This is a genomic window from Nocardia coffeae, from assembly GCF_019890715.1.
Classification (GTDB): Bacteria; Actinomycetota; Actinomycetes; order Mycobacteriales; family Mycobacteriaceae; genus Nocardia; species Nocardia jiangxiensis.
Map to the genome: position 1 here is coordinate 238,073 of NZ_JAINZY010000002.1, position 12,706 is coordinate 250,778.

The window sequence follows — 12,706 nt, forward strand, 5'->3', positions numbered from 1 at the left end:
CAACATGAATCGCTTTGCCAACTTCGGGCATGCGGTGCTGACGGCGCAACGCGACCGCGACCCCGACGGCACCGCTCTCACCTTCGCGGGGCGTGATCGGTTCAGCTACGCCGAACTCGACGCGCGGGTCAACCGGCGGGCACACGCTCTGATCGCCGCGGGGCTCGCTCCGGGGGAGCGGGTCGCCACCCTCCTCGACTCGCCCCTGGCGGTGGTGGAAGTCTATCTGGCCCAGGCGAAGTCGGGCATGGTGCTGATGGCGCTGAACCCGTATTGGGACCCGGATGTCCTCGCCGCGGTGGTCACGCGCGGTGGGGCGAGTGCCTTCGTGTACGGCGCTCGGTTCGACGAACTCGTCGCCCAGCTGCGGCCGAGACTTCCCGAGATCCGGCGCTGGATCCGCGTCGGCGGGCCTGGTACGGACGCCGTCGACCTGGACGATCTGACCGCGTTGGCGACCGAGGCGCCGCCGCAGATCGCTTGCGGCGGGGACGAATTGCTGGCGTTGTACTTCACGTCGGGATCGACGGGCCTGCCGAAGGCGGTGGCGCATACACATTCCAGCGCACTGGCCACCGCCGAGCGGCTGTGGCTCGATGTCCCCTTGGGACGCGGCGCCGTCGTCGGCACCGGGCCGATCATCTGGGGGATCGGATTCGTCGCGGTCGCGGCCCCCGCGCTCGCCGGGGGCGCCCGGCTCGCGTTGGAGGAGAGCTTCGGGCCGGATGCTTTTCTGGAATCCGTCCCACGAGAGCGGATTACGCACATCAGCGTCACCCCGAGCTTCTTCTCCGAGCTGCTGTCGACCGATGCCCATGCGTCGGCGGACCTGAGCTCGCTGCGCGTCGCGCTGCTGGGCGGCGAACCGCTGCTGCCTGCGATGCAGCAGCGAATCCGCCAGCGCTTCCCGCAGCTTGCGCTGTACGGCTACTTCGGGCAGACCGAGGCGCCCTACAGTGCGATCGCGCGACGCGACCTCGTGCCGGAAAACGTTGTGGGATGGGCACGTTCGGGCACCGCTGTGCGCGTGGTGGACCAGGACGGTCGCCGGGTCGTCGGGCAGTCCGGGGAGATCCAGATTTCGGGCCCGCACGTGATGACCGGCTACGACGGGCAGCCCGAGGCCACCGGCGGCGCGCTACGCGACGGCTGGTTCATCGGCGGTGACCTCGGCATCCTCGACGAACAGGGTCGACTGTCGGTACTCGGCCGGAAAACCGACGCAGTCCTGCGCGGCGGACGGTTCATCGCGCCGCTGCCGATCGAGGATGCGGCCACCGGGATCGAGGACGTCTCCGAAGCGGTCGTCATCGGTCTCCCGGCGGAGGCGTCCGAGCAGACGATGCTCCTGGTTGTCAGTCCGAAGCTCGGAACGAGCTTGGATCCGGACAAGGTATCCGGCGCGCTGGCGGATCGGCTTCCCGCAGACGATCTGCCCGACCTCGTCGTCATCGCCGACAGCATGCCGCACGCCGACGACGGATCCGGGGGACGGGGAAAGCTGCTGCGCCGTGAGGTGCGTCAACGGTGGGGTCACCTGGTGGAACAAGCCCCCGAGCAGAGGAGCCGGATATGACCGCACTCGACACCGTCGTCGATTTTCCGCACTACATCGATGGTGAGTTCCGCGAAGCCCACGCCGGGGGGTGGATCGACAGCGTCAACCCCGCGACCGGCCGCACCTGGGCGCGCATCCCGGCGGGCGCTGCCGCCGACATCGACGCGGCCGTATCCGCCGCACACCGAGCCGCGCGGGCCTGGCGCAACCGCACTGCCGCGGACCGAGCCGGGGTACTGCGCCGGCTGGCGGTGGTCGTACGAGATCACGCCGAGGAGTTGTGGCGCGTCGAGTCGACCGACAACGGGCGGGCGGTCGCCGAGACGCGGCCCGCCGTCCTGGGCGCGGCGATGCAGATCGAATTCCACGCCGGACTCGCCGAGACCATCACCGGGCAGACGGTGTCGCTGGCGCCCTCGGCGCTGACGTATTCGGCTCTGGAGCCGTACGGCGTTGTGGGCGTGATCATTCCGTGGAATGCCCCGCTGGCGATGTTCCTGGCGAAGGTCTCCGCGGCGCTGGCGGCCGGCAACGGCGTGGTGGTCAAACCGCCGGAGCGAGCGTCGGTTTCGATCCTCATCGTGGCCCGGCTGCTCGAGGACGCAGGTATCCCGCCCGGGCTGGTCAATATCGTCTGCGGCGAGGGAGCGGCGGCGGGCGAGGCTCTGGTCGACCATCCGGATGTGGCGAAAGTCGGTTTCACCGGGTCGACCGCGACGGGCCGCCGGATCACCGCCCGTTCGACCGGCAATATGAAGGCGCTGAGCCTGGAACTCGGCGGCAAGTCGCCCAATATCGTCTTCGCGGACGCCGATCTCGATGCCGCCGCCGCTGGTGTGGCCGCCGGTATCTTCACCGGCAGTGCCGGGCAGGCCTGTATCGCGGGATCTCGAATCCTGGTGCAGGACAGTATCTTCGATGATCTCCTCGAACGGGTCCGCGATATCGCGGGGCAGATCGTGCTGGGCGATCCGCTGGATTCCTCGACCGGTATGGGGCCATTGGCCTTCGACCAGCAGTACGCGAAGGTGTGTGACTACCTCGATCTCGGGGTGGCAGAAGGTGCCCGGCGGGTGTTCGGCGGACGCACCGCGCCCGAGTTGTTCCAAGCCGATAATCCGTTGCGCAACGGGTATTTCGTGGAGCCGACTCTGTTCGCGACCGAGGACAACGGATTGCGGATCTGCCAGGAGGAGATCTTCGGTCCCGTAGCCGTCGCCGTTCCGTTCTCCTCGGACGAGCAGGCCGTGGAGCTGGCAAACGGAACCGCTTATGGTCTGGCAGCAGGGGTTTGGAGCCGGGATCTCGGGCGGGTGCACCGCATGGCCGGGGCCTTGCGCGCCGGTACGGTATGGGTCAACACATACCGGCGGCTGCACTGGGCGCTGCCGTTCGGCGGCCACAAGCAGAGCGGCAACGGAGTATCCAACGGCCCGCACGCTCTGCACGAATGGCTCGAACACAAGAGTGTGTGGATCGAACACGGGGTATGAGGGGCGCTCCGGTGGGAGGCGGGCACGGGTTAGCGTTGGATAGCGCACCGGCCCGGTGCCGCTGATGCGACAACAGAACTCGACAGGAGTGCCCATGTCCGGCCCGGCCAAGCGACGGGGATCCGTTCGTGAGCTACACCGTGAACTGACGCGGGAACGGCTCGCGGAAGGCGCGGTGGAATGCTTCGCGGCCAAGGGATATGTCGCGACGACGATCGATGACATCACCGCCACAGCCGGTACCACTCGGGCGACCTTCTATCTACATTTCAAGTCGAAGGCCGAGGTCGCGCTGGAGGTGCTGCGGCGGCTGGGCGAGCAGTTCGACCCCATCTACGCCGAGTTGTTCGAGCTCGCACCCGCCCCGCGTCGCGACAAGATCCAGACCTGGCTCGGCCACACCATCGATATCTGGGAGAGCACGCATGCGGCGTTTGCCGCGCTGGGGGAGGCCGGGGCCGTCGAGGCTGCGGTGCGTGAGCAGCAGCAGGCCAGCTTCGATCAGGACATCGAGCTGCTGACCGCCGCCTTGGAGAAGAACGCCAAGTGGACGCATCTGCAGGCGCGGGCACGGGCGACCGTGCTGTTCAGCCAACTGCAGCAGTTGTTCCTGCGATGGTCGACGCACGGCTGGGACGTCGACCGCCCCGAACTGCTCGAAGTGCTCACCGACATGTGGTGTGCGGCGTTGAAAGTGCGTTCCAGCAGGTCCTAGCGAGCCTGGTAGTGCAATTAGAAGACTCAGAGTCCATTGACTAATCTCAGTGACTACGGTTACATCGGGAGTGTCGGTTCTATGGATGTGAGAAAGCTCATGACTGCGATGCTCTCGATCGACAACGTTGTTGCCGAGGATTCGAACTTTGCCGGGATGCCACCGGTGTCGCCGGGAAAGCGGCCGCGGATCGTGGCCGCCGCGATCGGCGATGACGACATCGTGCCCGCTGTTCTCCGCACGGCTCTGGGCCTGGCCGCCCCGATGAGCGAGGAGGTCTGCGGGCTGTTGGTTTGTTTCCGATCCTCGGCCGGACAATCGCCGGCCGAGGAGTTCGAGCGCCGGATCGGCTCGATCGCCGCAGGGCCCGCTGGGCTCCCGGTAGGCCTGATCGGCGTGGGCGCCGACGTCTCGGCCGTGTCGAGCCAACTGGCGTGGATGTGCGCCGCCGCGCGTGACCTCGGATGTCGCCCTGTCGGCCCGGGCCTGTGGGTGGATCCCGCCGATATCAGCCTGGAAGCCAACGGATGTGACTGGTCCGACGTCACCGTCGCTGCCGATCTGAGCCGACTGGTGAACAAGCTCCGCGTGCTGGCGGGGGCCCGCCACACGCTTCACTTCCGCAACTGATCGTTCGGCGCGTGTCGGGGATCCCGGCTCGCGCCGATCCGGCCGACGCCCCGCGCACTACGTGAATCGCCCATCCCGACAACGACGTCGGGCGACAACGAAGTCGGGCGAACGGGGCGTCGTCGGCCGAAAATTGAACAAGCGTTAGAGCAAAGGGGCTACGGTTGAAATTCTCGATGATCTTCGAGGCGCAGGTTGCTGATCCCACGCCGGAGCGGGAGCGTGAGATCTACCTGCAGTCGGTGGAACAGGCCATCTACGCCGAAGAGATGGGCTTCGACGGAATCTGGGCCGTGGAACACCATGGGCTGGAACACTATTCACACATGACTGCCCCCGAGCTGTTCCTGGCGACAGTGGCGGCCAAGACGCACCGAATCCGGCTCGGGCACGGCGCGGTGTGCATGCCGTTCAACTACAACTTCCCGACGCGGGTGGCGGAACGGGCCGCGTTTCTGGATGTGCTCAGCGGCGGGCGAGTGAATCTCGGTGCGGCCCGGGGTGGTACCAAGCAGGAAGCGGCGCTATGCAACGTCGATACCGATCGCACGGCCGCCGAGGTGGAGGAGGCGCTGCGGATCATCGGATCTGCTTGGCGCGCAGACGATTTCGAATGGCACGGCAAGCTGCTCGACCTGCAGGCGCCGAAAGGTAATGCGCCCCTGCGGATTTTGCCCCGCCCGATCCAGCGTCCGCACCCGCCCCTGTACCTGGCGAGCACGAAGCCGGACACTGTGGTGCGTTCTGCCGAACTGGGAGTCGGGGCTCTGATCTTCGGATTCGCCGGACTGGACAGCGTCGAGCATCAGCACAAGCTGTACCGGGATCGGATCGCCACCCGCACCGGCGATGATCTGGTGTCCGACGTCGTGAACGACCAGTTCGTCGCGCTGTGTCCGACGATCGTGCTCGACGACGGCCAGAGGGCGAAGGAGGTCGGCGCTCGTGGGCAGCGTTTCTTCGGTGAGTCCATCGGCTACTGGCACCTGGGTGGCGAACGCCCGCCGAGCGGGGCCACCCGGGACGAGGACAACGTCGCGTTCATGCGCCGGCAGGCCGACGAACGCGCCAACGCGTTCGACCGCGGTGAACTGCCGCAGTACGCCGAACGGTCGCTGGCGTATGCGAATTTCAATATTGATCACGCCTACGGCACCGCCCAGACCGCGATCGACTACGTGACCGAGCTCGAGCGGATCGGCGTCGACGAAGTGCTCTGCCTGATTCAGATGGGCACCGTGTCACAGCTGGATGCCATGGAGACGATCCGCCAGTGGGGGCACACGGTCATCCCGCACTTCCGTGCCGAGCGGGCCGCGCGGAACGAGGAGTCCTGATGCGGCTCGAAGGTCGTGTCGCACTGATCACCGGTGGCGCTCAGGGGCAAGGTGCCGCCGAGGCGGCGGCATTCATCGACGAGGGCGCGCGGGTGGTGATCGCCGATGTCTCGGTTGATCAGGGGCGGTCCACCGCGGCGGATCTGGGGCCGCAGGCCGAGTTCGCCGAATTGGACGTCACGAATGAAGACGCTTGGGACACCGTCGTATCGAGAATCGCGAAACAGTATGGGCGCCTGGATATTCTGGTCAACAACGCGGCGCTGTACCGGGTCTGCCCGTTGCTCGAGGAGACGGTGGCGCAGCTCGATCGATTGTTGGCGGTGAATCTGCGCGGTCCGTTCCTGGGTATCCGCGCGGTGGCTCCGCAGATGGCCGCGGGCGGGGGTGGGGCGATCGTCAATGTCTCGTCGACGGCCGGTCTGCTCGGTTACCCGTCGCACACCTCCTACGGGCTCACCAAATGGGCGCTTCGCGGACTGACCAGGATCGCCGCAGCGGAGTTGGCGGACAAGGGCATTCGCGTCAATTGCTTGATTCCGGGGGCGATCGAAGGGCCCATGCTGACGAGTGCGGTGCGGGACGAGGAATTCGCCCAACCCGAAGCTTGGTCCGGCACGCCACTGGCGAGGGCCGGTCGGCCCACCGAGGTGGCCGCAGCAGCGGTCTTTCTGGCAAGCCCGGATTCGTCCTACATGACCGGTGCGGACCTGGTCGTCGACGGCGGCGCCACCGCGACCGGCTGACACACATTTCAGGAGGTAGACATGGACCCGGAATTCGTCGATTTTCTCGCGACGTTTCCACCGTTGAATTTCGCCGATCCAGCCGCACAACGTCTGGCCGACGCCCAGGCTCCTCGGCCCGAGTCGCAACTGCCAGCTGGGGTCACGCGAACGGACGAGGAGATTACAGGCGTCGACGGGCATCAGGTGCCGATCGCCGTCTATCGCGACGAGGATGTCGGCCCGGATGGCGGAATCGTCGTGTGGATACACGGCGGCGGCTTCGTGCTCGGCGATCCGGAGCTCGAGGAGTCCTTCTGTGCTCTGCTGGCTCGTAAGCTTTCGACCGTGGTCGTTGCGGTGACCTATCGCTTCGCACCCGAACATCCGTATCCGGCAGGGTTGGACGATTGCTATTGCGCCGTAACACATCTCGCCGCACTGTCTGGAGTCCGCTATCCCTCGGGGCCGCTGATCGTGGCAGGCGCGAGCGCGGGCGCCGCCTTGGCAGCCGGTGTCGTATTGCGGTCGCGGGATTCGCAGGGCCCCGGCATCGATGGCCAGGTTCTGCTGATGCCGTTCATCGACGCGACGTTGTCCCAGCCGTCGATTCGCACCCTCGCCGAGGCGCCGGTGTTCGATTCCCGCGATGCCCGCCTGTGCTGGAATCACTACCTCGGCCCGCTCGCCGCCGACCCGCCGGAATACGCCTCACCGGCGGTGGCGGCCGACCTGACCGATCTGCCACCGGCGTACATCTTGGCCGCAGGCGAGGACTGCCTGCGCGACGAGGCGATCGACTACGCACTCCGCCTGCAGGACTCGGGCGTGCCGACCGAACTGCACCTGGTGCCGTCGGTACCGCACGGGTTCAACGGCCTGCTGCCGGGAGCCACTGCCAGTCGGCGCGCCCGGCACAATCTGGAAGAGGCGATGGGCGCCATGCTCGGCCGGACGGTTCGCGTCGCCAACCACGCACGCTGATTTGGGCGGTGGCTCGAACAGCCTATCTCCCAGGCAACCTTCGAACACCACGACAAAGCAAGCGATTGCTCAAATAGTGTTCACTGTGGGAGTCTGATTCTGGCGTTCAGCGAGCCGCCAGGAAAGTTCTCGAGCGGCAATTACGTGAGGAGAAGTCGTGACCAGCGCACATACTTCCGGTGTCGTGCCCGACGAGGGTGAAGTCGTCACCTACGAGCGGCGCGGCCCCATCGCCGTGGTCACGATGAACCGGCCGGACTACCGCAACGCGCAGAACTCGGTGATGACCTACGCGTTGGATGCGGCCTTCACGCGTGCGGTCGAGGACGGCGAGGTGCAGGTGATCGTGTTGGCGGGCAACGGAGAACACTTCAGCGCAGGGCACGATATCGGCACCCCGGGCCGCGACCATCACGTGCGGTACGAGAACAAGGCCGCGTTGTGGTGGGACCACCTCGACCGCCCCGGCGGCGACCAGCGGTACGCCCGCGAACTCGAGGTGTATCTCGGCATGTGCCGCCGCTGGCGGGAGATCCCCAAGCCGACGATCGCGATGGTGCACGGCGCGTGTATCGCCGGTGGGCTGATGCTGGCCTGGGTCTGCGATCTGATCGTCGCCTCCGAGGATGCGTTCTTCTCTGATCCCGTTGTGCGCATGGGTATTCCGGGTGTGGAGTACTTCGCCCACCCCTGGGTGCTCGGACCGCGGCGGGCCAAGGAAGTGTTGTACACCGGTGAGCGCTTCAGCGCGGCGCAGGCACACGAGTGGGGCATGGTCAACCGGGTCGTGCCGCGAGAGGCGCTCGCAACCGAGACCTTCGCCCTCGCCGAAAAGATCTGCACCATGCCGCAATTCGGGTTGGCGCTGACGAAAAAGGCCGTCAATCAATGTGAGGACCAGATGGGCCTGCGCGCGGGGATGGATTCGGTCTTCGGACTGCATCACTTCGCGCACGCGCACAACGCCGAGGTCGGCGCCGATTCGCTCGGCGGGATGAACGCCAAGTCGATGAAGACCACCGCCACCCCATCGATTGTGTCCGACGGAGGCACTCGCTAGCCCTCTGTGACCTACTCGAGCTGCCTCTTGGCCTGACGCGGGCGCCGCAGAGAACGTTGGAGTCCCGCGCCATCATTGGCTTCCTCCAGGGGGCAAGGTGTTTCGCCTTGCCACCCTGTCGGACCACGAGATCAGGTCATACAAGATCCCGCACACGCTGCGCGGGCGAGTCTTCCACTCGTTATTTGCCGCTGTAAACGGGGAACACGCTGTGTTCGCCGTAGTCCTGGGCCTGCATATTTCGCAGCATGTCCATGTCGTTGTCGGCGATCTCGAAGTCGACCTCGGCGTTGCTGCGCATGTGCTCGGGATTGGCGGTCTTCGGCAGGGACACTGCCCCGAGTTGGAGGGTGTAGCGGATGCAGAGCTGCGGAACGGTCACCTCGTACCGGTCGGCCATCGCTCGGATATCCGGGTTCTGCAGGATCGCCCCGTGTGCGATGGGTGAATATGCCTCCAGGAGGATGTTCTTGTTCTCGCAGTAGGCGACGAGTTCGGTCGGGGTGTTGCCCGCGTGGATGAGTAGTTGGTTCACCTGCGGTGTGATGGTGCAGGCCTGGAGAATGTTCTCGAGGTCGTGCTCCTGGAAGTTGGAGACACCGATCGAACGGAGTTTGCCTGCCTGATAAGCGTCTTCCAACGCACGCCATGCCTCGCGGTTGCCCTCGGCGTAGTCGCCTCCGCGGAAGTCGTTCCAGGGCTGGGGGCTATGGATCAGCATCAGGTCGATGTGGTCGAGCCCCAGCGTGGCCAGCGACGTGTCGATCGCGGCGGCGGCGCGGTCGTAGTTCTTGATCTCGGCTGCGAGTTTGGTGGACAAGAACAGTTGGTCGCGCGAGACGCCACTGGTGCGGACCCCTTCGCCGACGCCGCGCTCGTTGCCGTAAGCCTGTGCGGTGTCGATGTTGCGGTAGCCGATCGAGATTGCCTGGGTCACTGCGTCCGCAGCCTTGTCGTCGTCGATGAACCAAGTGCCCAAGCCCAGCTTCGGGATGTGCACCCCGTTCGACAGCGCGTACGTCTCTTCCAGGATCATGATTTCCGTACTCCTTCGCTTCGAGTGTTTTGCGTAGGTGGCGACGGTCGTCGGCTCTCGGTGGCGGGGTCCTTCATCGGCCGCCGACACGAGGTAGTCCTCGCCGATCCCTTGCCGAACCTGTGGAACAATCGCACTGAATGTGTCTTCCGGAGCTGCTGGTGATCCTTACCTGAACAACATCGATCATCCCAGGTCAGAAGGCACTTTACCTATTTCGACATGCCTCCGCTTTGGACGGCGTCGGTCGGGGCAAGGTCGCGGCCGTCAGACGCCGGTATTCGGTTCGACTACATCTCCTGGAAGGCAGGCTGCCGTGACCCCCACCACGCCCTCGTTCTTCGAGGCGCAACTTCCCGCCCTCTTGAGCAGCCGAAGAGACGCACCGGCATTTTGGATGCTCGACCTGCTGTGGATTCCGCTGCTGGAGGCCCATCAAACCGGGGGTCTTTTTTCGGTCACCGAGCAGTTGATGCCGAAAGACTCTGGCGCACATACCAAGCACGTGCACAACGTCGACGAGTGGTTTTACGTCCTCGACGGCACTGTCGATTTCGAACTCGAGGGCGAAACGTCGTCGGGGCAGGATGGCGCCTCGCTGTGGATTCCTCGGGGTACCGTGCACAGTTTCAACGTCACGAGCGATGTCTGCCATGTCCTCAACGGCTATACCCCGGGCGGATTCGAGCAAGTGATCAAGGGGCTCGCGAGGCCGGCACCGAAGCGTGAGCTTCCCCCGAGAACTGCGGAGCCATCGCCAGGAGACATTGCGGCAGCACAGTTTCTGTTCAGCAACTACTGGACCGCACGAGCCGAGGACCCCTGGGCGAAATTCTTTGCCCGTTGATCCCGCGCTCGGCGTACCGAACCCTTTCGATTCCTCGTCGAAATTACGGTGGATCGAGACTCAGACGGAGTAGCCGCCGTCGATGTCGAGCATCTGGCCGGTGATGAAATCGGCTCGGTCCGAGGCGAGGAATGCGACGGCTTCGGCGATATCGTCGGCATCGCCGAAGCGGCGCAACGGGATATTGCGGCGGGTGATCTCCAACGCGGTGTCGTCGAGGTCGCCGGAGGCGATCAGCCGTGCGGCCATGCCGTCGGTGAGCATGCCGGGTCCGACGCAGTTGAGGCGCACGCCGAAGCGTCCCTCCTCGGCCGCGAATGCCCGGACGACCGCTTCCACTGCGCCCTTCGTGCCACTGGACAGGCCGTCGCGCACCGGGAATCGGCGAGTCGCGGCGGTGGTCACCGCGACGACCGAGCCCTTCGATTCACGCAGGAGCGGCAGGGTGGCGTGCATGAGGTCGAAGAACGCGGCGGCGTCGGCTTCCAGCTGCTCCCGGTACTCCCTCGGCGAGACCTTGCTCAGATGCACCATCGGGACGTGGGGACCGGCCGCGTAGACGACCGTGTGCAGCCCGCCGAACTGTTCGGCCACCTGGGTGACAACCCGGGGGAGGGCTTCGGGGTCGGTGAGGTCCAGTTGGGCCGCGAGGCATGAGCGGCCTTGCTGCGCAGCGAATTTCGACAGATCGTCGGCGGCGGTGCGATTGCTTCGATAAGTGAACGCGATGTCGCTGCCGCGCTGGGCGAGCATGCGCACCACCGCCGCCCCGATGCCTCCGGTCCCGCCGGCCACGAGCGCGGCTCCGGTTCGTGTGTGGAAATCCTCGATCACAAGCTGCTCCTATATTTGACCAAGCTCTTGCTTGGTAACTGTAGCAGCGAACGAACCGAGTGCGGATTCTGCGAGCTCGGGGAGGTTGCGGGACCCCGGTTATTGACTGGTACTGTGCCGACTGTCACACTTGAGCGAGCGCTTGGTTAAAGGATGGTTGTATGAATGAGATGGCTCGTCCGGCGATGAAGTTCGGTGTCTTCCTCGGTCCGGAGCACGATCCGGGTAACAACCCGACCTGGGACCTGGAACGGGATCTGCAGCTGATCGAGCATCTCGATCGAATCGGTTTCGACGAGGCGTTCATCGGCGAACACCACTCCAGTGGTTGGGAGATCATCTCCAGCCCTGAGCTTTTCATCGCCGCGGCGGCACAGCGGACGAAGAACATCAAGCTCGCCACCGGGGTGATCTCGCTGCCGTATCACCACCCGTTGATGGTGGCCGAACGCATCACGCTGCTCGATCACCTGACCCGAGGCCGCCTCGTGGTCGGCGTCGGTCCTGGCGCGCTGCCCTCGGACGCGGCGATGATGGGGCTGGACTACACGTCCTTGCGCGAGCGGATGGAGGAGTCCCTCGAAGCGATTCTCGCGTTGTTCACCCAGGACGGCGTCGTGGACCGCAAGACCGACTGGTTCGAACTGCGCCAGGCCCAGCTGCAGATGCTGCCGTACACCCGTCCGCACCCGGAAATCGCTGTAACCGCAGTGGTTTCGCCCGCGGGCGCCAATCTGGCCGGGAAGTACGGCCTGCCCATGCTCGCACTCGCCGCCGCGTCGCCCGCGGGCAGCAAAGTCCTTGCCTCGCACTGGGATATGTATCGCGAGCAGCTTGCCAAGTGCGGTTTTCCCGAGCCTTCTCGCGCCGACTGGCGGCTGGTGAGCTGCGTGCATGTCGCGCCGACACGCGCCGAAGCGGAGCGTCAGGTCGCCTACGGTATCGACAAGGCCGCGAAGTATGCCCTGCGCGACGCCAGCTTCTTGAAGGCGGTCTACGACACGTCCGGATTGGCTCCGGGTGCACCGTGGCTGGACGTCTTCCGCGCCTCTCAGCTCGGCGTGGTCGGTAGCCCCGAGGACGTGATCGAGCACATCGAGTACATGCAGGAGTTGTCCGGCGGCTACGGAACCCATCTCATCCGCGTCCTGGACTGGGCGAACCCGCGCGACACCCAGGACTCGTACGAATTGTTCGCCCGCGAGGTCGCGCCGCACTTCCAGGGTTCGGCGGCCCGCCGGGTGGAGAACTGGAACACCTTCTCCTCCTCCGAGGGAGATTTCCAGAAGGCGCTCAAAGCCGCCAATACCCGTGCGCAGCAACGCTACGAGCGCAGCCGCGACGCGTCTGCCTGATTCCGAACATTCGCAGTTTCGAGCAGTGTTGGTGCGACTTCGGAAATTTCGAATGCGCAAGCAGTGACCGTCGGTGAGGCGCTGTAGAGCCGCGCTTCACCGACCTCACAATTCTCTCAACGCAATACAGGA

General features: G+C 65.5%; 12 protein-coding genes. 10 read left to right on the top strand and 2 right to left on the bottom strand.

The genetic code is table 11. The annotated features are described in order from the left end of the window. Positions 1-4 precede the first annotated feature (4 nt). From K7711_RS10220 to K7711_RS10255, 8 genes are all read left to right on the top strand, one after another. The gene (locus K7711_RS10220) at positions 5-1,576 is read left to right on the top strand and encodes a class I adenylate-forming enzyme family protein (RefSeq protein WP_222967454.1); all 1,572 of its coding nucleotides are present in this window, start codon (positions 5-7) and stop codon (positions 1,574-1,576) included. After that, complete coding sequence (locus K7711_RS10225) at positions 1,573-3,051, top strand: aldehyde dehydrogenase family protein (protein ID WP_222967456.1); 1,479 nt, start codon at positions 1,573-1,575, stop codon at positions 3,049-3,051. The genes K7711_RS10220 and K7711_RS10225 overlap by 4 nt, the downstream gene beginning before the upstream one ends. Positions 3,052-3,145: 94 nt before the next feature. Further along, positions 3,146-3,766 (top strand): TetR/AcrR family transcriptional regulator, encoded by a 621-nt coding sequence (locus K7711_RS10230; RefSeq protein WP_222967458.1) that lies wholly within the window; start codon positions 3,146-3,148, stop codon positions 3,764-3,766. A 99-nt stretch (positions 3,767-3,865) separates the two neighbouring features. Beyond that, positions 3,866-4,396 (top strand): hypothetical protein, encoded by a 531-nt coding sequence (locus tag K7711_RS10235; protein WP_222967460.1) that lies wholly within the window; start codon positions 3,866-3,868, stop codon positions 4,394-4,396. Positions 4,397-4,560: 164 nt separating this feature from the next. After that, the gene (locus tag K7711_RS10240) at positions 4,561-5,733 is read left to right on the top strand and encodes an LLM class flavin-dependent oxidoreductase (RefSeq protein WP_222967462.1); all 1,173 of its coding nucleotides are present in this window, start codon (positions 4,561-4,563) and stop codon (positions 5,731-5,733) included. Then, entirely contained in the window at positions 5,733-6,479 is a 747-nt protein-coding gene (locus tag K7711_RS10245; protein ID WP_222967465.1) for an SDR family NAD(P)-dependent oxidoreductase, read from the top strand. Before K7711_RS10240 ends, K7711_RS10245 begins: the two co-directional genes overlap by 1 nt. A 21-nt stretch (positions 6,480-6,500) precedes the next feature. Beyond that, positions 6,501-7,442, top strand: coding sequence for an alpha/beta hydrolase (locus K7711_RS10250; protein WP_222967467.1), 942 nt, complete (start codon positions 6,501-6,503; stop codon positions 7,440-7,442). A 157-nt stretch (positions 7,443-7,599) separates the two neighbouring features. Then, entirely contained in the window at positions 7,600-8,502 is a 903-nt protein-coding gene (locus K7711_RS10255) for an enoyl-CoA hydratase (RefSeq protein WP_308014618.1), read from the top strand. 181 nt (positions 8,503-8,683) lie between these two features. On the opposite strand, the gene K7711_RS10260 is transcribed toward K7711_RS10255, so the two are convergent. After that, entirely contained in the window at positions 8,684-9,541 is an 858-nt protein-coding gene (locus tag K7711_RS10260; protein WP_222969225.1) for an aldo/keto reductase, read from the bottom strand. Between the two features lie 313 nt (positions 9,542-9,854). Here K7711_RS10260 and K7711_RS10265 point away from each other — a divergent pair, with 313 nt between their 5' ends. After that, positions 9,855-10,385, top strand: coding sequence for a cupin domain-containing protein (locus tag K7711_RS10265; RefSeq protein ID WP_222967469.1), 531 nt, complete (start codon positions 9,855-9,857; stop codon positions 10,383-10,385). A gap of 60 nt (positions 10,386-10,445) precedes the next feature. Here the strand turns inward: K7711_RS10265 and K7711_RS10270 are convergent, their stop codons facing one another. Next, positions 10,446-11,216: an SDR family NAD(P)-dependent oxidoreductase gene (locus K7711_RS10270; RefSeq protein ID WP_222969227.1), complete on the bottom strand. Its 771-nt coding sequence runs from the start codon at positions 11,214-11,216 to the stop codon at positions 10,446-10,448. Positions 11,217-11,380: 164 nt separating this feature from the next. Here K7711_RS10270 and K7711_RS10275 point away from each other — a divergent pair, with 164 nt between their 5' ends. Continuing rightward, on the top strand, positions 11,381-12,574 hold the full coding sequence (locus tag K7711_RS10275) for an LLM class flavin-dependent oxidoreductase (protein WP_222967471.1): 1,194 nt from the start codon (positions 11,381-11,383) through the stop codon (positions 12,572-12,574). Positions 12,575-12,706 lie beyond the last annotated feature (132 nt).

Excerpts from the sequence above, each read along its gene's own strand:
- K7711_RS10220 (WP_222967454.1), top strand. The coding sequence starts at position 5 with ATGAATCGCTTTGCCAACTTCGGGCATGCGGTGCTGACGGCGCAACGC.
- K7711_RS10250 (WP_222967467.1), top strand. The coding sequence starts at position 6,501 with ATGGACCCGGAATTCGTCGATTTTCTCGCGACGTTTCCACCGTTGAAT.
- K7711_RS10235 (WP_222967460.1), top strand. The coding sequence starts at position 3,866 with ATGACTGCGATGCTCTCGATCGACAACGTTGTTGCCGAGGATTCGAAC.
- K7711_RS10230 (WP_222967458.1), top strand. The coding sequence starts at position 3,146 with ATGTCCGGCCCGGCCAAGCGACGGGGATCCGTTCGTGAGCTACACCGT.
- K7711_RS10245 (WP_222967465.1), top strand. The coding sequence starts at position 5,733 with ATGCGGCTCGAAGGTCGTGTCGCACTGATCACCGGTGGCGCTCAGGGG.
- K7711_RS10275 (WP_222967471.1), top strand. The coding sequence starts at position 11,381 with ATGAATGAGATGGCTCGTCCGGCGATGAAGTTCGGTGTCTTCCTCGGT.
- K7711_RS10225 (WP_222967456.1), top strand. The coding sequence starts at position 1,573 with ATGACCGCACTCGACACCGTCGTCGATTTTCCGCACTACATCGATGGT.